Origin of the sequence: Litoreibacter janthinus, assembly GCF_900111945.1 — a bacterium.
GTDB classification, from domain to species: domain Bacteria; phylum Pseudomonadota; class Alphaproteobacteria; order Rhodobacterales; family Rhodobacteraceae; genus Litoreibacter; species Litoreibacter janthinus.
Genome location: NZ_FOYO01000001.1, coordinates 643296 through 663372, shown reverse-complemented (window position 1 = coordinate 663372; position 20077 = coordinate 643296). Strand labels below are relative to the sequence as shown.

The 20077-nt window shown below is 56.3% G+C and carries 20 protein-coding genes; 11 read left to right on the top strand and 9 right to left on the bottom strand.

Going from position 1 to position 20077, the window contains the following annotated elements:
- Positions 1–84 precede the first annotated feature (84 nt).
- On the top strand, positions 85–1155 hold the full coding sequence (zapE, locus tag BM352_RS03350) for a cell division protein ZapE (protein WP_090212503.1): 1071 nt from the start codon (positions 85–87) through the stop codon (positions 1153–1155).
- Here zapE and BM352_RS03345 read toward each other — a convergent pair.
- From BM352_RS03345 to BM352_RS03335, 3 genes are read right to left on the bottom strand one after another with little or no spacing between them, the layout of a single operon-like run.
- On the bottom strand, positions 1152–2426 hold the full coding sequence (locus tag BM352_RS03345; RefSeq protein WP_245780900.1) for a bifunctional folylpolyglutamate synthase/dihydrofolate synthase: 1275 nt from the start codon (positions 2424–2426) through the stop codon (positions 1152–1154). The genes zapE and BM352_RS03345 overlap by 4 nt on opposite strands.
- Complete coding sequence (gene accD, locus BM352_RS03340) at positions 2423–3343, bottom strand: acetyl-CoA carboxylase, carboxyltransferase subunit beta (RefSeq protein WP_090212500.1); 921 nt, start codon at positions 3341–3343, stop codon at positions 2423–2425. Before accD ends, BM352_RS03345 begins: the two co-directional genes overlap by 4 nt.
- A gap of 55 nt (positions 3344–3398) precedes the next feature.
- Positions 3399–4301 carry a CPBP family intramembrane glutamic endopeptidase gene (locus tag BM352_RS03335; RefSeq protein WP_090212497.1) on the bottom strand — a complete coding sequence of 301 codons (903 nt, stop codon included), beginning with the start codon at positions 4299–4301 and terminating at the stop codon, positions 3399–3401.
- A 123-nt stretch (positions 4302–4424) separates the two neighbouring features.
- Between BM352_RS03335 and ilvD the strand changes: the two genes are divergently transcribed.
- From ilvD to BM352_RS03300, 7 genes are all read left to right on the top strand, one after another.
- On the top strand, positions 4425–6158 hold the full coding sequence (gene ilvD, locus BM352_RS03330; RefSeq protein ID WP_090212495.1) for a dihydroxy-acid dehydratase: 1734 nt from the start codon (positions 4425–4427) through the stop codon (positions 6156–6158).
- A gap of 4 nt (positions 6159–6162) precedes the next feature.
- On the top strand, positions 6163–6876 hold the full coding sequence (locus tag BM352_RS03325; RefSeq protein ID WP_090212493.1) for a hypothetical protein: 714 nt from the start codon (positions 6163–6165) through the stop codon (positions 6874–6876).
- A 70-nt stretch (positions 6877–6946) separates the two neighbouring features.
- Entirely contained in the window at positions 6947–7720 is a 774-nt protein-coding gene (locus BM352_RS03320) for a DUF6478 family protein (RefSeq protein WP_342713477.1), read from the top strand.
- Between the two features lie 12 nt (positions 7721–7732).
- Entirely contained in the window at positions 7733–8113 is a 381-nt protein-coding gene (locus tag BM352_RS03315; protein WP_090212490.1) for a hypothetical protein, read from the top strand.
- A 150-nt stretch (positions 8114–8263) separates the two neighbouring features.
- Positions 8264–10288, top strand: a complete 2025-nt coding sequence (locus BM352_RS03310) for an NADPH-dependent 2,4-dienoyl-CoA reductase (protein ID WP_090212487.1) — start codon at positions 8264–8266, stop codon at positions 10286–10288.
- The gene (locus BM352_RS03305) at positions 10285–11151 is read left to right on the top strand and encodes a zinc transporter ZntB (RefSeq protein ID WP_090212484.1); all 867 of its coding nucleotides are present in this window, start codon (positions 10285–10287) and stop codon (positions 11149–11151) included. Before BM352_RS03310 ends, BM352_RS03305 begins: the two co-directional genes overlap by 4 nt.
- A gap of 144 nt (positions 11152–11295) precedes the next feature.
- On the top strand, positions 11296–12207 hold the full coding sequence (locus BM352_RS03300; protein WP_090212481.1) for a LysR family transcriptional regulator: 912 nt from the start codon (positions 11296–11298) through the stop codon (positions 12205–12207).
- A gap of 31 nt (positions 12208–12238) precedes the next feature.
- Here BM352_RS03300 and BM352_RS03295 read toward each other — a convergent pair whose 3' ends face one another.
- From BM352_RS03295 to BM352_RS03280, 4 genes are read right to left on the bottom strand one after another with little or no spacing between them, the layout of a single operon-like run.
- Entirely contained in the window at positions 12239–13192 is a 954-nt protein-coding gene (locus tag BM352_RS03295) for an OmpA family protein (protein ID WP_090212478.1), read from the bottom strand.
- Entirely contained in the window at positions 13189–13758 is a 570-nt protein-coding gene (locus tag BM352_RS03290; RefSeq protein WP_245780899.1) for a peroxidase-related enzyme, read from the bottom strand. Before BM352_RS03290 ends, BM352_RS03295 begins: the two co-directional genes overlap by 4 nt.
- 13 nt (positions 13759–13771) lie before the next feature.
- Complete coding sequence (locus tag BM352_RS03285; RefSeq protein WP_342713472.1) at positions 13772–14479, bottom strand: GNAT family N-acetyltransferase; 708 nt, start codon at positions 14477–14479, stop codon at positions 13772–13774.
- Entirely contained in the window at positions 14463–15194 is a 732-nt protein-coding gene (locus BM352_RS03280) for a competence/damage-inducible protein A (protein ID WP_090212472.1), read from the bottom strand. The genes BM352_RS03285 and BM352_RS03280 overlap by 17 nt, the downstream gene beginning before the upstream one ends.
- Before the next feature lie 46 nt (positions 15195–15240).
- Here BM352_RS03280 and sfsA point away from each other — a divergent pair, with 46 nt between their 5' ends.
- Genes sfsA through radC form a run of 3 tightly spaced genes read left to right on the top strand, consistent with a single transcriptional unit; the run spans position 15241 to position 17631 of the window.
- Positions 15241–15975: a DNA/RNA nuclease SfsA gene (gene sfsA, locus BM352_RS03275; protein WP_090212469.1), complete on the top strand. Its 735-nt coding sequence runs from the start codon at positions 15241–15243 to the stop codon at positions 15973–15975.
- 18 nt (positions 15976–15993) lie between these two features.
- Complete coding sequence (gene map / locus BM352_RS03270; RefSeq protein WP_090212467.1) at positions 15994–16836, top strand: type I methionyl aminopeptidase; 843 nt, start codon at positions 15994–15996, stop codon at positions 16834–16836.
- A gap of 45 nt (positions 16837–16881) precedes the next feature.
- Positions 16882–17631 (top strand): RadC family protein, encoded by a 750-nt coding sequence (gene radC / locus BM352_RS03265; RefSeq protein ID WP_090212464.1) that lies wholly within the window; start codon positions 16882–16884, stop codon positions 17629–17631.
- 3 nt (positions 17632–17634) lie between these two features.
- On the opposite strand, the gene BM352_RS03260 is transcribed toward radC, so the two are convergent.
- Together BM352_RS03260 and BM352_RS03255 are read right to left on the bottom strand one after the other, a co-directional pair.
- Entirely contained in the window at positions 17635–19185 is a 1551-nt protein-coding gene (locus BM352_RS03260; protein WP_090212461.1) for a phosphate ABC transporter substrate-binding/OmpA family protein, read from the bottom strand.
- A gap of 13 nt (positions 19186–19198) precedes the next feature.
- Positions 19199–20062, bottom strand: a complete 864-nt coding sequence (locus BM352_RS03255) for a hypothetical protein (RefSeq protein WP_090212459.1) — start codon at positions 20060–20062, stop codon at positions 19199–19201.
- Positions 20063–20077: the final 15 nt, after the last annotated feature.

Sequence of the window (20077 nt, the reverse complement as noted above, 5' to 3'; positions counted from 1 at the left end):
TGTGGAAACGTCGATGAATTTCCGGTTTGCGTCAAATCATGATTATTGCGACATCAGGTAAACAAAAATGATAAGACGGCCCCAATGCTTCTAACTCAGACCTACGACGCCAAAGTTCAGGCGGGCGAGATAAACCCCGACCCGGCGCAGCACGCGGTTCTACCTCTGTTCGACGACGTAGCCGCGCAGCTGGAGGCGAGCACTGGCAAAAAGAAGCTCTTCGGCTTCTTCGGCAGCGACAATGTTCCAGTGAAAGGTCTGTATATTTGGGGCGGCGTCGGTCGTGGCAAATCCATGTTGATGGATTTGTTTTTTGAGGCGGTCCCCGAGCAGCGCAAGCGACGCGTCCACTTTCATGCGTTCATGCAGGAGGTCCACTCCGCGATGCATGAGGTTCGCAAAACGGGTGTGGATGACGCGATCAAGCCCGTGGCCGAGGACATCGCGAAAGAGGTGCGACTGCTTTGTTTTGACGAGATGCAGATCACTGACATCACCGACGCGATGATTGTCGGCAGGCTGTTTGAGAACCTTTTTGCAAGCGGAGTCGTCATCGTCACCACGTCCAACCGGGCGCCGGATGACCTGTATAAAGACGGCTTGAACCGTAACCTGTTTGTGCCATTCATCGAGATGCTGAAAGACAGGCTCACTGTGCATGAGCTATCGTCGGACACCGATTATCGCCAAGATCGGCTTGAGGGGGAGCAGGTCTATTTCTCACCTGCCAATGCCAACGCGAAAGCTAAGATTTCATCCATCTGGCAAAGCCTGACTGGCGGTGCCGCAGAGCCTTTGGTTCTTCGAGTGAAGGGGCGCGATGTGATGCTGCCTGCGTTTCGGAATGGCATTGCTCGTGCGAATTTCTATGATCTATGCGGTCAACCTTTGGGCGCTGCCGACTATCTAGCCGTTGCCGAAAACGTTCGTGTTCTTGTGTTAGAGGATATTCCCTGCCTGTCGCGTGACAACTTCAACGAAGCAAAGCGGTTCGTGACACTTATCGACGCCTTGTATGAAGGAAAAGTCCGCCTGATCTGTTCCGCCGCCGCGGAGCCTGAGCGGCTCTATCTGGAAGGTGAGGGCGTGTTTGAGTTCGAACGCACTGCATCGCGTTTGCGCGAAATGCAAAGCGTCGGCTGGGCGATCGACTAGCCGTTTTCGCGCAGGATGCTGCCAGCCAAATATAACGATCCACAGATCAAGATGCGGGCATTCGGCTCAGCGACTGTGATTGCTTCGATCGCCGCTAAGACGCCGTCGGCCTCTATCGCCTGAATGCCAACGTCACGGGCAGCGGCGGCAGTTTCTCCCGCCGAGAGTGTCGCTTGCTCGCCCGGAATTGAAACCGAGTACAGTGCCTGCGCAACTTCGGCGAGCGGGCGCATATATCCGCGCACGTCTTTTGTATTGAGCATTCCGCAAATCAAATAGGTCGGTTTAGAGGGGAGCGATTTTAGCAGTTCCGCAAGCGCATCACCCGCCGCTGGATTATGGCCCCCATCAAGCCAAAGTTCTGCCTGACCGGCGGCTTCGACCAATGACCCGGTTTTCAACCGCTGCATGCGCGCGGGCCAAACGGCGTTGGTCAACGCCGCCTCACACGCGGTTTCATCGAACTCCAAGTGCCGCAAAACCGCCAACGCCGCGCCCGCGTTCTGAATTTGATGGGCTCCAAGAAGTGCTGGAAGGGGCAGGTCCAACAATCCGCGTTCATCTTGAAAGATAAGACGCCCACGCTCCTGCCAAACATGCCAGTGCTGACCATAAGCAAGAAGCGGCGCGCCAAGCTTTGCTGCCCGCGCTTCGATCACATCCATCGCTTCTTCAGGCTGCGGACCAACGACGCAAGGCACACCACGTTTAATGATGCCTGCTTTCTCATGCGCGATCTTGGCCAGTGTATCCCCCAGAAAACTTTCGTGATCTATCGAGATCGGGGTAATCACAGTTACTTTGGGTTTCTCGAGCACGTTCGTTGCGTCCAGCCGCCCGCCCAACCCGACTTCCAGAACAACGAAATCGGCTCTAACTCGGCTGAAAGCAAGCAAAGCTGCCACCGTGGTGATCTCGAAGTAGGTGATCGATTCAGGACCGTTTGCGGTATAACATTCGTCCAGCACCTCGGTCAGATGTTCTTCGGAAATCAAATCCCCAGCCAAGCGAATCCGTTCGTGGAAGCGTGCTAGATGCGGAGAGGTGTAGGCGTGAACGGCTTTATTCGCGCCCTCAAGCCCTGCTCGGATCATGGCTTGTGTAGAGCCTTTGCCATTGGTCCCAGCGATGTGGATCACCGGCGGCAGCTTTTGTTCAGGGTGATCCAGAACAGCAAGCAGGCGCCAGACACGATCCAGTGTCAGATCGATGATCTTGGGGTGAAGCGCCATCATCCGTTCGAGGATGGCGTCGCTCGTCTGCGTCGTCACTCGGCAGGGCCCACTGGTTTGGCCTCAGGCTCCGAGTCTGGCGGAGGGAGATCGCCTCTAGTAGCGGGGGGCTGGCCCGTCAGCATACGAATGATCGTCACCAACTCGTCCTTCATGTCTTTGCGATGTGTAACGCGGTCAAGCATCCCGTGGTCAAGAAGGTATTCCGCACGCTGGAAGCCTTCTGGAAGCTTCTCTCTGATCGTTTGCTCAATCACCCGCGCACCCGCAAAACCGATCAGCGCATTTGGTTCAGCGATTTGAACATCTCCCAACATTGCATAGGAGGCCGTAACGCCGCCGGTCGTTGGGTGAGTCAGAACCACAATGTAGGGAAGCCCCGCCTCTTTCAGCATTTCGACTGCAATCGTCGTGCGCGGCATTTGCATGAGGCCAAGAATGCCTTCCTGCATTCGCGCACCACCAGCCGCCGAGAACAACACGAGCGGGCGCCCCGTTGCCACAGCGCGTTCGGCGGCCGCGATGATTGCGTTGCCGACATACATACTCATGGAGCCGCCCATGAAGCTGAAATCCTGCGCAGCTGCTACGATTGGGGTGCGTAGGATCTCGCCCTCGGCCACCAGCATGGCTTCTTTTTCGCCGGTTTTCTTGATCGCGGCTTTCATGCGGTCAGGGTATTTTTTCTGATCTTTGAAGTGGAGCGGGTCCGCAACCGGAGCCGGAACATCTACCTCGACGAAAATGCCGCCATCGAACAACGCTTTAAACCGCTCACGCGCTGTGATTGCCATGTGGTGATCGCAGTTTGTGCAGACATTCTGATTGTCCGACAGTTCGCGGTGGAACAGCATTGTTCCACACTCGTCGCATTTGCTCCATAAGTTCTCTGGCACCTCGCGGCGCGAAAATAGAGAGTTGATGGTTGGCCGGACGTAGTTGGAAATCCAGTTCATGTGGCTCTGCTCCCGTTGCTTACGCCCAGATAATCCCGAGACGCGGAAATTGCAATCAACGCAAGACCCGCCTGATCACAACCCAAAGCGCTATCAGAATTGCGATATCTAACGTGAGATACTGTGTCAGAGTCTCCGTATCGTCCATAGTGAACGGCGCGTGATAGAGCGCAAGGCCTGATAGCTCCCCCGGAACACCGACCAAAAGCAGGGCCACGAAATTATTGGCGAAATGGAGCCCCATTGCGGCCCCTAGATTGCCAGTGATGCGGGTCAGATCAGCGGCGACGACGCCGAACAACGTTGTTGCAAAAACTATCAAAAGAGCAAGGATAGGGTCTATCGTATCGTCATAGTGCCCCATGCCAAACAGCAAAGAGGGCAAAATCATCCAGATTAGCGGGCTTCGAAACCGAGCAGCCAGTTGCTGCAGACAATACCCGCGAAAAACCAGCTCTTCCGACGTAGTTTGGATGAATAGCAAAGGAACCGCCCAGATCAAGTGCTTGGCCCAAACCATGAAAGGCAAGTTCGCCTCGTAGATCTCCGGCGAAATCAGTTTCTCTGCCAAGAAGAAGAGAATGTTCGCCAACGCAAGAATGGCAACCGATAGTAAGAACGCCCGCGCGAAGCCAGCCCTTGGACCGAACAGCGATGCAGGCCCCCTCCAGTGCCATGCCGCCATCACAAACGCGGCTAGCCCCATCGGGATGAACGTCGCGAGTATCAAAGCCATTTGCCCCGGCGATGTTCCGTTTCCGTAAAGAAGCATGAAGGCGTCCATGCCCTCCAACTCTGGGAATATGGCGGCAAGGGGTTCTATGCCAAACCACAGGATCGCAGCCGACCCGAGCATGTAGACACCTAGCCCAGTTATGATCGCCACCACGATTCGCCAGAAGGCCGGATAGCGCAGCGCGGGTGCGATGAAGGCCTCGAATGCCGGAGTTCTGAACATATGCGCGTGCCTCTGGGTGGTTTTTTTGACACGCTATCGTCGCACCCTCTTCGGCGCAATCGCGCTTGTGCCTGTGGGGCTTGGCCTTTATTCCGTTTTGCAACGCTTTTGAGGGAGGCATACATGCTGAAGAAACCCACCGACAAAACCAACCTGCCCAGCCGCTATGTGACCGAGGGCCCATCCCGCGCGCCGCACCGGTCCTATTTCTATGCGATGGGCCTTGGTGACGAGGAAATTCACCAGCCTTTCGTTGGCGTAGCCACATGCTGGAACGAAGCCGCCCCCTGTAACATTGCGCTGAACCGTCAGGCGCAAGCCGTGAAGCTTGGTGTTAAACAAGGCAACGGCACCCCGCGCGAGTTTACAACGATCACTGTGACCGACGGCATCGCTATGGGTCACGAAGGCATGCGGTCTTCGCTCGCGTCCCGCGAAGCCATCGCAGACACAGTTGAGCTGACCATGCGCGGCCATTGTTACGATGCAATCGTCGGTCTGGCTGGATGTGACAAATCCCTTCCGGGCATGATGATGGCGATGATCCGCCTCAACACACCGTCGGTGTTCATCTATGGCGGCTCCATCCTTCCGGGTCGGTTGAACGGGAAGGACGTCACTGTCCAAGACGTGTTCGAAGCTGTGGGCGAGCATCAGGCGGGCAACCTGTCTGACGAAGCGCTTCGTACCTTGGAACGCGTCGCCTGCCCTTCCGCTGGTGCCTGTGGCGGCCAGTTCACTGCAAACACGATGGCCTGTGTCTCCGAAGCAATTGGTCTGGCGTTGCCAAACTCTGCCGGTGCGCCCGCCCCGTATGAGAGCCGCGACCACTACGCGATTGCATCCGGGCAAGCGGTTATGAACCTGCTTGAGAAAAACATCCGCGCGCGGGACATTGTAACGCTCGAAAGTCTGCAAAACGCGGCGCGTGTCGTGGCCTGTACCGGTGGCTCTACCAACGCGGGTCTGCACTTGCCTGCGATGGCTCATGAAGCGGGCATAGACTTTGACTTGGATGACGTCTGCGAAATCTTCCGTGACACACCTTATTTCGTCGATCTGAAACCAGGTGGCCAGTACGTGGCGAAAGACCTTTACGAAGTGGGCGGCGTTCCCGTGATCATGAAGGAATTGCGCAAAGCGGGCCTGATCAACGAAGATTGCATGACCGCGACGGGCTATTCCATCGGAGAAGAGATCGAACGCGTGGAGCTGGAAGCTGATGGCAAGGTAATCTACTCGATTGCGGAGCCTCTTTCTAAAACCGGTGGCGTTGTCGGCCTGAAAGGTAACCTCGCCCCTGAAGGCGCGATCGTTAAGGTCGCTGGAATGTCTTCGCAGCACCAAATGTTCACTGGCCCAGCGCGTGTGTTCGAATGCGAAGAGGACGCCTTTGCCGCTGTTCAAAAGCGTGAATACAAAGAGGGTGAAGTTCTGGTTATCCGCAACGAAGGTCCGGCAGGTGGTCCTGGCATGCGCGAAATGCTGGCCACCACTGCTGCATTGTCCGGCCAAGGCATGGGCAAAAAAGTGGCGTTGATCACGGATGGCCGTTTCTCTGGCGCTACGCGCGGCTTCTGCGTGGGTCACGTTGGCCCGGAAGCTGCTCATGGTGGCCCGATTGCCATGCTGCAAGACGGCGACGTCATCACACTGGACGCCATCAAAGGCGAAATCAGCGTGGATCTGACTGAAGACGAGCTTGCAGAGCGTAAAGCCAATTGGAAAGGCCCGCGTGAGACGATCTATGCCTCAGGCGCGTTGTGGAAGTATTCGCAGCTTGTCGGGTCCACGCGCCTTGGCGCCGTGACGCATCCTGGCGCTAAAGCGGAAAAACACATCTACATGGACCTCTAAAGCTGTGCGTCTTGCCTATGCAGCTATCTTAGCCACGACATACCTATCGGCTTGCGGGGAAACCCCGCTGGCTGGTTTCGGTGCGGCTGGGTCTGGCCCTCAATCCGCTCCGTCCGAGATAACGGTTACCGCTGATCGGGTTGTGGTTCGCGGCCCAACCGGATTCTGTGTTGATCCGAAATCCTCGCGGCACGGCCCTGCGCAAGCCTTTATCGTGTTCGGCAACTGCGCCGCGATTGCCGATAATGACGAACTGCCGCAGCCATTTGTGAATGCGATTGCGACTGCGACCGTTCTGCCTTCGGGACGGACGGGCCCCAGCATCGGCCAGTCCGAAGTTGCTTTAGCGGAATTCTTCGCGTCCGATGCGGGCAAAGCGTCGCTTAGCTCAGACGGCGACGGTGGAAATGTCGAAGTTCTTGACAGCTTTGCAAGGAATGGCGCGTTTTTTGTTCATGCGCGTGAAAACAAATCCCAGTCCTCACCAGGTCATGCAACAACCTATTGGCGTGGCTACTTCGACGTAAAGAACTCTGTCGTTGCCCTTTCCGTTTTGGGGCTGAAAGACGCGCCACTCAGCAGCTCTGACGGGTTACAAACACTTTACGATTTCGGCAATGCTCTGATGGAAGGTCAAGCGCCTGTGACCGATCCTACGGCCCCCAAAGACCCCAACGCTGTGACTAACACGGGACTCTTGCGTCGTTTATTTGGTTGAAACCATTGTTTGCAATATAGAAACAATGTTAGCGCTGTAGAGCAATGCTTTTAGGACTGTCTCAACACCCATGATGGATCGGATGCGAGAATTCGTAAGGCGACGGCTCCACCGTCGAAGCCTACGCCGTTGGGAAAACGCGGTGCAGGACGCGGAAACCATAGATCTATCGCTATTGCGCCACTTGCGTGCGCAAGCAAGGCAGATGCGCCGACGCGTTGATCAGGTGACCCATGTTGCGGACGCTCGCCTGACTTTGCCTCGAATCGGCTCGAACGCGATCCGCAAGCCAGCGCAGTCGGATTGGTCGCATCGCCCCGAGCTGTGGCGCGGCCCTGTGTCGCCGATCGGTATTGCCGCCGTTGAAAGCCGCACCCGCATCGGGAACGCGGCGACTTTATATCACGATTGCCAAATCTCCGAACTCACGCTTCGTCAGGTCCGCAATACCCGCGAAGGCGATCTTGCACCTTTCGGGTTGCGAATGGACGTTTTTCGGTTTGACGGCAGCTTTCTAAGCCTTGTGATCGACCTTCCTGAAAGCGCAACCGATGGTCTACGCAAGAACCACATCCTGCGCATGGACACCGAGGTAGAGACTGAGAAGCCGCTGGAGATATTTGCCCGCCTGAACGTCAAGTACGGGCCGAATGTTGAACAGGTCGTCCGCGAGTTGCCCTTGGACGGATCAGAAATGATGGTCGAGTTTGATCTGGCGCATACCAAAATCAGCGAACGTAGGCTGGAACGCATCTGGATGGACCTCATTTTTGAGGGACCTGAGATGAACGAGATCAACCTGCGTGATGTCACTTTCAGCCGCCGGCCCCGCGCCGATTTCTAAGGAACTCGCAATATGAGCAATGCCATCCTTACAAAGACACGAATTCAGGCTGGAACCTATGAAGCGGTGCTGACAGCGGAAACCGAGAACAATTACCATCCCGATCTGCAAGCACTGCATCTGGAGCAAGAGCTTGAGGGGCTTACGGTCACAGAGGACAAAAGCCTTGGGAATACGTGGCATGTGCGGTTTGCAATTCCACGGGAAATCCTGACGGACGGTGTGCAAACCTTTTTGATCGCCGAACGCGCGACCGGCGATAAGTTGGACAGCTTTACGATTGTGACCGGCGAAGTTCTGTCTGATGACATCCGTGCGGAGATGGATTTGCTGCGCGCAGAGCTAGACATGCTGAAAAAAGCTTTCCGCCGACACTGCGTCGAGACGACTTAGGTTACCGCGCTCTCGTCGCGGGCGACTTGCCTAAGGATCTTCTACCCAGGACCCAATTATAGTTTTACTTCTAAATGGTAGATGACGCCGCGTTTTGCGTGACGTCGGGCGCGGGCTACGTCAACCTGTCCCAAACTTGGAGGACACCCGATGACTGCTTATCCGCATTTGCTTGCCCCACTGGACCTTGGCTTCACGACTTTAAAGAACCGCGTTCTAATGGGCTCGATGCACACCGGGCTTGAGGAAACAAAAGACTGGAATCGCGTAGCCGAATTCTATGCGGAGCGCGCGCGAGGCGGCGTCGCACTTATGGTCACAGGTGGGATGGCACCCAACCGCGAAGGCGGCGTGTTTCCGGGCGCGGCTGGCTTGTTCTCTGACGAAGACATAGCGAACCATAAGATCGTCACTGATCGCGTCCACGAGGCTGACGGGAAGATCGCGATGCAAATCCTGCATGCGGGCCGCTACGCTTACGGGCCGGAATGCGTCAGCGCGTCTGCCATCAAGTCGCCCATCTCTCCCTTCCCGCCCAAAGAGCTAGACGAAGAAGGCATCGAAAAGCAGATAGCCGACATTGCGACAGCTGCCAGCCGCGCCAAACAAGCTGGCTACGATGGCGTCGAGGTGATGGGGTCCGAAGGCTACTTCCTGAACCAGTTCCTGGTCACACATACCAACAAGCGCGAAGATCGTTGGGGCGGCTCTTACGAGAACCGGATGCGGCTTCCAATTGAGGTTGTGAAACGTGTGCGGGCCTCCGTTGGTAAGGATTTCATAGTCATCTACCGCCTGAGCATGATCGACCTGATCCCCGATGGCTCGACGTGGGAAGAAGTTGTGCGCCTAGCCAAAGAGATCGAGGCGGCGGGGGCTACGATTATCAACACCGGTATTGGCTGGCATGAAGCACGTATTCCGACCATTGCCACATCTGTTCCACGCCGCGCGTTCACTTGGGTGACCAAGAAACTCATGGGCGAGGTCTCCATTCCGGTGATCACATCGAACCGGATTAACACCCCGGATGTCGGCGAAGCTGTGCTGGCAGATGGGTGCGCGGACATGATTTCCATGGCCCGCCCGTTCTTGGCCGATCCGCATTTCGTCGCGAAAGCGCAAGCCGGGCGCGCGGCAGAGATCGCCCCCTGCATCGCATGCAATCAGGCCTGCCTTGATCACACGTTCAGCGGAAAGATGAGCACTTGCCTTGTGAACCCGAAGGCATGTTTCGAAACTGAATTGCTGATCACGCCAGCCGAAACCATTAAGACTGTCGCTGTTGTTGGTGCTGGGCCTGCTGGTTTGTCGACCGCATTAACCGCCGCGGAACGCGGGCATAAAGTCACGCTTTTCGACAAAGCCACCGAGATCGGCGGGCAGTTGAACATGGCCAAACAGGTGCCGGGGAAAGAAGAGTTCTTCGGTCTTGTCGATTGGTACAAGACCATGGTGGCGCAAAGCAGTATCGACGTTCAGCTTGGAACCGAGGCCACGGCAGACATGCTGGCCGAGTTTGACGAGGTGATCATCGCCACTGGTGTTGTCCCGCGTGACCCACAGATTGCCGGTCAAGACGGGCCTAACGTGCTTTCTTACATTGATGTTCTTCGCGGCGGAGCAAAAGTTGGCCCTCGCGTTGCGATTATTGGCGCAGGCGGAATCGGCTTCGATGTTGCGGAGTTCTTGACCACAGATGACAGCCCTACCGTTGATCTTGACGCGTGGATGGAAGAATGGGGCGTGACCGATCCTGCCGCGCGACGCGGTGGTTTGGCAGAGGCTGGCCCGCAACCAGACCTTGCGACGCGGCAAGTCACCCTTCTACAGCGCAAGGCACAAAAGCTGGGAAAAGGCTTGGGCAAAACAACCGGCTGGATCCACCGCGCGTCACTTCAAATGAAGGGCGTCACAATGGTTGGCGGCGTCAACTATGAGCGCATCGATGCCCAAGGGCTGCACGTGTCGGAGGGCGAGGCGCGCGAGAACCCACGCGTGATAGAAGTCGACACCGTCGTGTTGTGTGCTGGTCAGGTCCCGCATCGCTCGCTCGCTGACGCGTTGGAACAGGCTGGCAAAACACCGCATGTTATCGGTGGGGCTGATGTGGCGGCGGAGCTTGATGCGAAACGTGCCATCAATCAGGGCACTCGCTTGGCGGCAGCCCTATGAAGTTCGTCTGGCATCATTTCGAGTTGAATGACCCCAATCTGCAAAGCTGGCTGTCAGAGCATGTGCCTGAGATCGCAGCCGCAGCACTGGTACAATCCGAAACGCGGCCACGTTGTGACAAGCTTGGCGACGGCATTATCTTGAACCTCCGTGGCGTTAACCTAAACGACGGCCAAGACGTCGAGGACATGGTATCCCTGCGGATTTGGGTGACAGCAGAGATGGTGGTTACGGTCCGTAGGCGGCGTGTGTTCGCCTTGGAAGACATACGCAAGAAGATTGCAGAGGGTGATGGCCCCGAAAGTGTCGGGGACTTTTTGACTGCGCTTACAACCGGACTGACCGACCGCATCGAGAAGACGGCGCTGCACATTACCGCAGCAACTGACGATATCGAGGACGATATTCTAGGAGAGGGCGGGAAGAACGCAGAGGAGCTTGGACCCCTTCGCCGCACTACTATCAAGCTGCGTCGCTACATTGGCCCCCAGAAAGATGCTTTGGTCAAACTAGCGACACTCGACTCCGCTTGCCTGACCGAGGCTGACAGGCTGGAACTTCGAGAACCCGCTAACCGCATGGCAATCACGCTCGAAGCACTTGACGAGGTTCGGGACCGCTTGCTGAGCTTGCAGGACCATTCCGATATGCAGGTGGCCCTTCGTCAGGGGCGCAACGGATATGTTTTGTCATTGATCGCCGGAATTTTCCTGCCGCTGGGTTTCTTGACCGGACTTTTTGGAATGAATGTTGCGGGTCTGCCTGGTACGAGTTGGCCCATGGCTTTTGTCGTGCTTTGTGGGGCGATGCTTGTTGTGGCTTTACTTCTTATTGCTGCATTCAAGTGGTTGGATTGGCTTTAGATGTATCTTGGAAACACGCCTTTACTTGTTTCCATGCCTTCAACGATCCCCACAGATACCCCTGAATCGTCCAACGGAATTCGCATTCCTGCCCCAATTGACCCCGATAAGTCCTCAAACGTCATGAGTTATTGAGGCATCCGAATGGACCGACTGACCGAAATGGAAGCATTTGCCACTGTGGTGGATCAAGGGGGCTTTACAGACGCGGCCCGGAAGATGGGGATTTCAAAATCCGCCGTCTCTAAGCACGTCTCTTCCCTTGAAACCCGCCTTGGTGCACGACTGCTCAACCGCACAACGCGGCGGGTCAGCCCAACTGAAATTGGTCTGGCCTATTATGACCGCGCCCGCCGCGTTCTGAATGATGCTGGCGAAGCAGACGCCTTGGTGTCGTCTATGCAAAGTGCACCGTCCGGTCTGCTGCGCATCTCGGTTGCGACAGATTTCGGGGTGAACCACATGTCCCCGATTTTGGGCGATTTCCTAGTGGATTATCCGGACATCACTGTGAACATGGTTCTAAACAACCGTTTCGTGGAATTGATCTCCGAAGGCTTTGATCTGGCCATCCGCATCGGTGAGATGGAAGACAGCTCGCTTCGGGCTCGTAAGTTGACCGAAACGTCTAAACGACTGATCGCATCGCCGGGCTACTTCAAACAGTTCGGCCGCCCTGAAAAGATCGACGATCTAAACGATCACAAGCTTTTGCACTACTCAAACCAATCGGCTGGCAACGTCTGGAAACTGACGGCTCCATCAGGCGAGAAACGTCAGGTGCGCACGCAAGGCTGGCTGACTGTAAATGACGGGCAATCTCTTCTGAACGCATGTGTTTCAGGTCTTGGGATCGCGTATTTGCCAAGCTTCCTATACGCCGACGCTCTTCGCGACGGGTTGGTGGAAGAGGCCATGCCCGACCTTCCGAAAGAGACGCAAGGCATCTACGCGGTCTATCCTCCAGGGCGTTACACGCAGCCGAAGGTTCGGACATTTATCGACTTCCTGGTCGAAGCTTTCAAAGAGAAGGGTCCAGACACCTGGACCAACTAAGCAACAAGTTTTCCCCCGATGTTTGGCAGCATCAACTCTGGGTCGAGGTGATAATCACCTCGACCCTTCTATTTTGGGTGCGCCCTTCTTCAGACAGGTTGCTGGCGCGCGGGGAAAGGTATCCGACCCCTTCCGCTTCCATTTGACTACTGGGTACGCCGAACTCCTGAGACAAGCGCGCCGCTACCGATTGCGCTCGCTTGCGGGACAGGTTCACATTGCCCTGCAATGATCCTTCCGCATCGGTGTGGCCCACCAATGCGATCCTGATCTCTGGATTGGCCTTCAGGTATTCGGCAAGGTCGATCAGGGATAAAAACTTGCCTTCACCCAACGCGGACGAGCCTGTTTCAAAGTTCAAGTCATCCAAAACGGCATGGCCGTCGCGCAGCATTGTTTCTGTGACTGACCCGAAGGTGACGCTCGGAATAGCGGGGGCAACTTGCGCAACTTTTCCGCCAGATTTCGCGGTTAGCGAAACCTCATCCGGGCTGCCGACAAGGATCATCTGCACAAAAGCCGTGTCAGCGCCGCGGCTCACGAACAGGCTTACGTACTCGGGGACAGCGCCGCCAAGGCGCTGCGCTGACAGAAACCGGAAATCGCCAAGGTCGACATGCATTACCGGCTCTGGAAGCACGCTGGTGGTGAACCGAAAATCGAATCCGCCACACACTTCAGTCGTGCATTCATAGAGCAACTCGAACCCTGATGCCTCAAGCTGCTGGCGCAGGTTGTCCATCACCAACAGTGACGTTCCGACATCAATATCGATCCTCCAAGCACGGGTGATCTGCTGACCTTCAGCTACTAGCGTCTGAACAAAACCGTCCGCATAGGGACCGACAGGCAATTTGTAGCTGCCAAATTCTTCCGTTTCCGAGAAGGTTTCGGTCGCGGGAGCCGGAAATGTCAGTTGCAGGTCGGCCAAAGCCGGATTTGCCAGAAACAGGCCCACCAGAAAAAGACGAAGCGTGTCCGTCATCTATCTGCCGCGTGGTATTCCGCGTTTGGGCGCATATCAACCGCAGAGGCCATCCGGTTCGTCATATTGAAGAAGCTGGCGACGGCGGCGATGTCCCAGATATCTCGATCATTAAAACCAACCTGGCGTAGCCCGTCGCGATCGCTTTCCTCTATGCGATAGCTCGCTTCGGTCATTTGAACCGCGAAATCGATCATCGCGCGCTGACGCGCATCCAAAGGGGCAACGCGGTAATTCATCACCAACGCTTCGCCCAAGGCAGGATCGCCAGACAGTTGGCGCACGGCGGCTCCATGTGCCACGAGACAGTAGAAGCACTTGTTAACCGAAGAGACGGCCACAGCGATCATTTCACGCTCCAGTTTAGTGAGGTTACTGTCGCCGAGCATCAGATCGTTATACATGCCGATGAAGGCGTTCAACTTTTCTGGGTCGAACGCGTAGGCCTGCAAGACGTTAGGAATCATCCCCAGCTTGTCGGTGCAGATGTCGAAGTATTTTTGCGTCGCTTCGGGAAGCGGGTCGGCCATTGGCAGATCAAGCGCGGTCACGTCGGGATTTGTCACGGGGCAGGGCCTTTCAGGGTTTCATACGGTAATGATACTGCCCAACCACTGTCATGCCCAGAGAACTGTAAAGCGATTGCGCAACAGTATTCGCCCCTGTTGTAACCAGAGAGAAATGCTCGGCTCCGCGTTCTTTCGCCCACAAGGCAGCGTAATGCATCATATTGCGGGCCAGTCCATGGCGACGGTATTCCGGCAGAACCTCAACCGCATGCACCATTGCTGTTGTGCCGTGCATCGCGACAAATGCGCACCCTGCTGCTCGGTCTGCGATCCGGCCAAGGATTGACGTTTTTGGGCCCGCTGCGCGTTCCATTACAGCGATACGCTCTGGTCCTATGCCACCTTCGGCCCACAGATCCTTCATGATTTGTAGTGGGGGCCAGATATCAAACGCGGTGACCTTGGGCACCTCAAGCTCGAAAATCGGGCCGAGAAACAGAATGGTAGGATCGACGACGCGATATCCCATCTTCTCCAAAATAGTGTCTAACGCTGCGTCTTCTGGCCGAAGTGAGAACAATGCCGGTTGCCCTAGCTTTTCCATCTCGGCGATGGCCAAGGCGACGTCGTCCTGTCGCACTGGCCCGACCGGGGACGCGGCAGACACGCGTTTTCCACCACCCTGACCGTCTCGGACAAGCCATGGCCCGACATGCGTCACACGCGCTGGCGGCCAGGTGGCTGCGACGACTTCAAATAGATCAGACGTATTCAACACCAAGCGCCTTTGCCAATTCACCCACAACCCGTTTTAGCTTTATGGGATCTGTGCCTCGGATAACCAGATTGCTTCCAAATGCCCCGTTCTTTTGAAACGGGTAGGACCCCAGTGACAGATCAGGATTGGCTTTCGCAAGCTCCCCAAGCGGCCCCGCTATGTCACCTTCACCGATAAAGACCCGTAATGTCTCTGACAGCAATGGCTGCCCACCGGTCAATGTAGCCAGAACTGTCGCGACCATGGCATGGAACACCTTTGGCACCCCGGCCATGACGTGGACATTTTCAATGCTAAAGCCGGGTGCAATAGAAACCGGATTGTCGATTAGGGTCGCGCCATCAGGGATACGTGCCATCCGCTTGCGGGCGTCGTTAAACTCCATGCCTTGGCGACTGTAGTGAGCCTCCAAAAGGTCGCGTGCGTCATCGCGAATGTCCACATGAGCCCCAAAGGCTGCCCCAACAGCGTCGGCGGTAATGTCATCATGTGTCGGACCAATGCCGCCAGATGTGAACACGTGGTCATAGGCTTTGCTGAGCGTTCGGACAGCCTCAACAATCCTATCATGCTCGTCCGAGACAACGCGCGCCTCTTTCAGGTCAATGCCCGCTTCAGTGAGCGCGCAGGCCAAATGGTTGGTGTTGGTGTCCTTGGTGCGGCCGGAAAGAATTTCGTCCCCGATTACAAGCATCGCAGCAGTGGGGTTGGGCATGAGGTGTTCCTTGATTGGCTCTTGTCTTTCGGTATAGGCCCCGCACATGCGCTTTCAAACCCCACTTGTCCCCGCGCGGCTCATCCGCCGCTATAAACGCTTTCTAGCCGACGCTGTTTTGGAAGAAACTGGGGAAGAGATCACCGCACATTGCCCGAATCCAGGCGCAATGACCGGATTGCAAGACGAGGACACTCGGATTTGGCTAGAGCCCAACAACGACCCACGCAAGAAGCTGAAGTTTGGGTGGCGCGTGTCCGAACTACGCGATGGCGGCTTTGCTTGTATCGATACGACATTGCCGAATCGCGTAGCCAAAGAAGCGCTGCTTTCAGGGCAGGTGTCAGAACTCACCCGCTATGACACCGTGCGCCCCGAGGTCGCTTATGGGACTGGAAGCCGGATCGATTTCCTTTTGTCGCATGACGTCCTTCCAGCGGCCTATATCGAAGTCAAAAGCGTCACCCTTCGTCGGGATCGTCGCTGGGCAGAGTTCCCCGATTGCGTCACCAAACGGGGCGCAAGGCACCTACAAGACCTTACGGAAATTGCACGGAGCGGCGATCGCGCAGTCATGCTGTATCTCGTGGGTCGCACCGATTGCCATTACTTAAAAGTGGCAGATGATTTAGACCCTAATTATGCGAAAAGCTTTGACTCTGCCCGCCAGAGCGGGGTCGAGATGCTGTGCTATTCCACCCGAATTTCGCCTGATGGTATTTGGTTGGGGAAGCCACTTGCGATTGATGAAGGCCCACAATTCCGCCCGAGGGTGGTCTAACCCCGCCGAGGGTATTATATGTGCGAAAAGCAACCAACGGAGTTACCCGTGGACGACAGGACGCATAAAGGCCGCATCACCAAGCAAGGCATTCGAATCTACGATGATGTAGATTTTGCAGGCATGGCCAAAGCTGGCAAACTTGCGGCGCAGATTCTGGATAGCATGGTCGATCTTGTGCAACCGGGCACAACCACGGAAGTGCTTGATACTGCCATCACCAAAATGGTCGAGGACGCAGGCGCGACCTCTGCAACCATCGGCTACAAAGGCTACCAGCACGCTAGCTGCATCAGCGTGAATCACGTCGTCTGCCACGGCATTCCGGGGTCAAAAGTCCTGAAAGACGGGGACATCCTCAATATTGATGTCACGGTTATCGTCGACGGTTGGTTTGGTGACACCAGCCGGATGTATGTCGCTGGCAAACCGAGCCGCAAGGCAGAACGCCTTATTCAAGTGACGCACGATGCTCTGTTTAAAGGGATCGAAGCGGTTAAGCCGGGCAACACGTTTGGCGACATCGGTCACGCTATTCAGACGTTTGTCGAAGGCCACAGAATGTCTGTCGTTCGCGATTTCTGCGGCCACGGCCTGGGTCGCGTTTTTCACGCACCGCCAAACGTCCTGCATTATGGCCGTCCTGCAACTGGGGCAGTTCTTGAGGAAGGCATGTTCTTTACGATTGAACCGATGGTGAACCTTGGCCGTCCGGAAACCAAAGTTCTTGCAGATGACTGGACAGCGGTCACGCGCGACAAATCCTTGTCTGCACAATTCGAGCACTCAATTGGCGTCACCGCGAATGGCTGCGAGATATTCACACTGTCGCCCGCAGGCAAGTTCCATCCGACATTCTGAAACCTACTTAACCAGCGATTAAGTCGAATCGTCTGAACTGTAGCTATGACGCTGCACCAGACACATCTCCCCGACGCGCTGCCAGGGTTGCACCCGCATCGAATTTCCATCCCCCGCTCTCAAGAGGCGGAACAACACGGGCACCGACGACGCGTGCGCGAACGGTTCCTGATGGCTGGCAGTGATGCGACTCCTGAAGCGGATCTGCTGGAGCTGGTATTGTTTCGCGCGATACCGAGGCGCGAAGTGCGGAGCCTCGCGCGAAGACTCTTGGCGACGTTTGGCGATTTTAATGGCGTTATTTCCGCCTCTGCCAACAGGCTTGCGGCTGTGCAGGGCGTTGGCACCAGCGTCATCCAGGAACTCAAGATCGTTGAGGCGGCAGCGCAGGCAATGGCCCGCACCAAGGTTATGGATCGCGATGTCCTCTCGTCGTGGGATGCGTTGCTTCAGTACTGCCGCACCAAGATGGCCCATATGGAGCGTGAGCAATTCAGGGTTCTGTTTCTGGATCGTCGCAACAGGCTGATTGCCGATGAAGCACTGCAAACCGGCACCATTGACCACGTTCCAGTCTACCCGCGCGAGGTCGTTAAACGTGCGCTGGAGCTAAACGCTTCCGCCCTCATACTGGTTCATAATCACCCATCAGGCGACGTATCTCCGTCAAAGGACGATATTGCTATGACACGCCAAGTTCTGAATGGCGCGGAAGCGTTGGGGCTGGTACTCCACGACCACCTGATAGTTGGCAGTAGCGGCAATTACTCTTTCCGGTCTCATGGGTTGATATAGAGTCTATTTCACCCAAACTTCGACTCGTCGATTGATTGCTCGACCCCACTCTGTGTCGTCGCATGCCATTGGCAACGCCTCCCCAAATGCCTCAGTGCGCAGCTTCAACCGTTTGAAATCGGCGTCGGGCGCAGCGTCTTTCAACAGGCGCATCACCGAACGGGCGCGCTTCTGCGACAGGGCAAGGTTTGGACCTGCCGGGCCCTCGCCGTCACTAAAGCCGACAAGAAGAAGCTCTTTCTCGTTGAAAGCACCTGTTTCAAGGGCGCGGGCCAATCGGATAATGTTCTCCTGCGATTGCACATCTAACCGTGTTCCGCCGGTGAAACGGAACGTAGTCGATAACCGCTCTCGATCCCGCAGGGCTTCAACCATACGTTGTAGATCGTCGAGCGTGACCTCCGGGCCAGCCTGAGAAATTGCATGGGCCAACCGATCACCCTGATCGTCGAAACTTGTCTGTGTGATGGCCTGATCTACAAACCCTGCCCGACGGATGACAAGGTCGGCAGAGGGGTCTTGTGTAAAATCCAGAAACTCCCGCGCGATCAGTGGCAAACGGCGGGCTGGTGTGTAAAGCATGAGAGGAAGCGTTAGCGGATAGTCCTCCGCTCGCAGGGCGGCCAGCGTCGCGCTGGTTTCGAAACCGCAACTTCCAGACACGCGCAATGGAACTGCGTTCCCAACCTCACTCAACGTCGACAAGCCGATCGCGAAGGTGTCCTCCGCGACTCTATCTGCCAGATCTTCCAACAGCGCGTGGTGCGTCGCACCATCTCTGATAGTCAGGCGGTTGGGACGAAGAATCTGATCCTCAAAAGTCTCCAACAGCCCGGAATCAGAATTCGGCAGGTGACGAAGGATTGGAATGTCAGCGCCGCCGATATCGGACCACCGCGCCGCGTCTCCCGCAATCGCGGCCCCCATCTGTTCTAGTGACACGCTGCGTAAGGGTTGGCCCGGCGCTGTAATTGCAACGATGCCGTCCAAAGCGACGACACGGGCGCGGCGCCCCTTTAGCAAATCACCCGACGCCGCGGCACGAGCCATGGAGACTTCTTCGCCACGCGGCTCTCGTAGAACCAAGGCGATGTCGGCCTCCTCCGCGATCAGATCGGCGTAGCCCTCAGACGTCGTGCCAGAAGACAATGCAAAGCGCGCTTGGACTCGGTCGTTGTCGCTCAGGATGAAGGTTGATTGGCGGTCATCTATGATCTCACGGGTGACTGAATACCCGTTTCTGCTAGCATATGCCTGAATAAGTGCGGGGATAAGTACCTCCGCCATACGCTCAGAGCCAGACAAACGGATATTCGCAACAAAGGCGTTCAGGTCAGGGCAGCCGGGTCCGTCGCAGGTCACACCTTGGCCGTCCAGTGTGAGCGGCCCGTAGATCGTCTCGACCCGGTAGAACTCGCCATCATAGGTAAGCAATGTGCCCTCAATCTGGATCGCTCCGTCGCGAGAAGTCAGCCGGACGTCATCGGCAAATACCGATGTTGCAGACACGCAAAATGCGAGTGCCGCCCAGAAACTGCGCCAGATAGTCTGCAATTAAGTGCCCGCCTTAGTTTCCAGTGAGTTTCAGGTCTTGAATGATATTTTTCAACTCAACTCTTTGCCCAATCGCGCTACAGCCGGGTCCTTTGAACAATAGATTGTAGGCCGAAACCGGCTCTTCTGGAACCACGCGGTGCACGCGCGCCGCAGTTCCGGAGGCACAGTTGTCAACGGTAACTTGCGCACTCATCGACAATCGAACCACGCCCGATGTGCTCAAGTCATTGATCCGGCGCGAGAACACGTGAAGTGTTGCACCTTCAACGTCGAGAGATTGGCCCAACCGGATCATTTCCCCATCCAGCGCCTTCGGAGCTTGTGCCACCAACTCCCCTGAATCTTTCCCGCTCCACTGAAGGGCGACGCGTGCGAAGTTGCGCAGCTCTGGAACATGTGTCGTCGCTTCCAGAACCGATCCGTCGGAAAGGGTTGTCTTAACTGTGGCGTCCTCTCCAAGCGCTGGAAGGAGGAAAGCCAGCTCGCCTGTCATGGACATCGGCGCTGTAAAGCTGAGTGTTTCATGCTCCACCCTAACGGAATCATAAGGCAAACACGGAGCCTCCACTCGCACAGCGATTTTTGCATCTGGTGCGACTGTCAGCGAAAGCGATGGCCCGCAGGCAGTGCCGAAATTCGAGATGTTCGCCTGCCGCGCTACGATGTCTGCGATTGGATCAGCTTGGTCGTGCGACTGAGCGGAGGGTGGTTCGAAACGGACAAGGTCGGGTGCCCGATCTGCGGGAAGCACAGGGCTTGGCAAGCTGGCTTTGGGAAATGGAGGCGTTATCGCGGCGGGAAGGCCATCAGCGGACGCCAAGGATGCACTGCTACACAGCGCGGCCAGAACCGCGCCTGTCAAAAATCTGCTCATTTACCTGCCTTTGCC

Bases quoted from the DNA above. Each gene is read 5' to 3' on its own strand.
- zapE (WP_090212503.1), top strand. From the start codon at position 85: ATGCTTCTAACTCAGACCTACGACGCCAAAGTTCAGGCGGGCGAGATA.
- accD (WP_090212500.1), bottom strand. From the start codon at position 3,343: ATGAACTGGATTTCCAACTACGTCCGGCCAACCATCAACTCTCTATTT.
- BM352_RS03335 (WP_090212497.1), bottom strand. From the start codon at position 4,301: ATGTTCAGAACTCCGGCATTCGAGGCCTTCATCGCACCCGCGCTGCGC.
- ilvD (WP_090212495.1), top strand. From the start codon at position 4,425: ATGCTGAAGAAACCCACCGACAAAACCAACCTGCCCAGCCGCTATGTG.
- BM352_RS03320 (WP_342713477.1), top strand. From the start codon at position 6,947: ATGATGGATCGGATGCGAGAATTCGTAAGGCGACGGCTCCACCGTCGA.
- BM352_RS03315 (WP_090212490.1), top strand. From the start codon at position 7,733: ATGAGCAATGCCATCCTTACAAAGACACGAATTCAGGCTGGAACCTAT.
- BM352_RS03310 (WP_090212487.1), top strand. From the start codon at position 8,264: ATGACTGCTTATCCGCATTTGCTTGCCCCACTGGACCTTGGCTTCACG.
- BM352_RS03305 (WP_090212484.1), top strand. From the start codon at position 10,285: ATGAAGTTCGTCTGGCATCATTTCGAGTTGAATGACCCCAATCTGCAA.
- BM352_RS03300 (WP_090212481.1), top strand. From the start codon at position 11,296: ATGGACCGACTGACCGAAATGGAAGCATTTGCCACTGTGGTGGATCAA.
- BM352_RS03295 (WP_090212478.1), bottom strand. From the start codon at position 13,192: ATGACGGACACGCTTCGTCTTTTTCTGGTGGGCCTGTTTCTGGCAAAT.
- BM352_RS03280 (WP_090212472.1), bottom strand. From the start codon at position 15,194: ATGCCCAACCCCACTGCTGCGATGCTTGTAATCGGGGACGAAATTCTT.
- sfsA (WP_090212469.1), top strand. From the start codon at position 15,241: ATGCGCTTTCAAACCCCACTTGTCCCCGCGCGGCTCATCCGCCGCTAT.
- map (WP_090212467.1), top strand. From the start codon at position 15,994: ATGTGCGAAAAGCAACCAACGGAGTTACCCGTGGACGACAGGACGCAT.
- radC (WP_090212464.1), top strand. From the start codon at position 16,882: ATGACGCTGCACCAGACACATCTCCCCGACGCGCTGCCAGGGTTGCAC.
- BM352_RS03255 (WP_090212459.1), bottom strand. From the start codon at position 20,062: ATGAGCAGATTTTTGACAGGCGCGGTTCTGGCCGCGCTGTGTAGCAGT.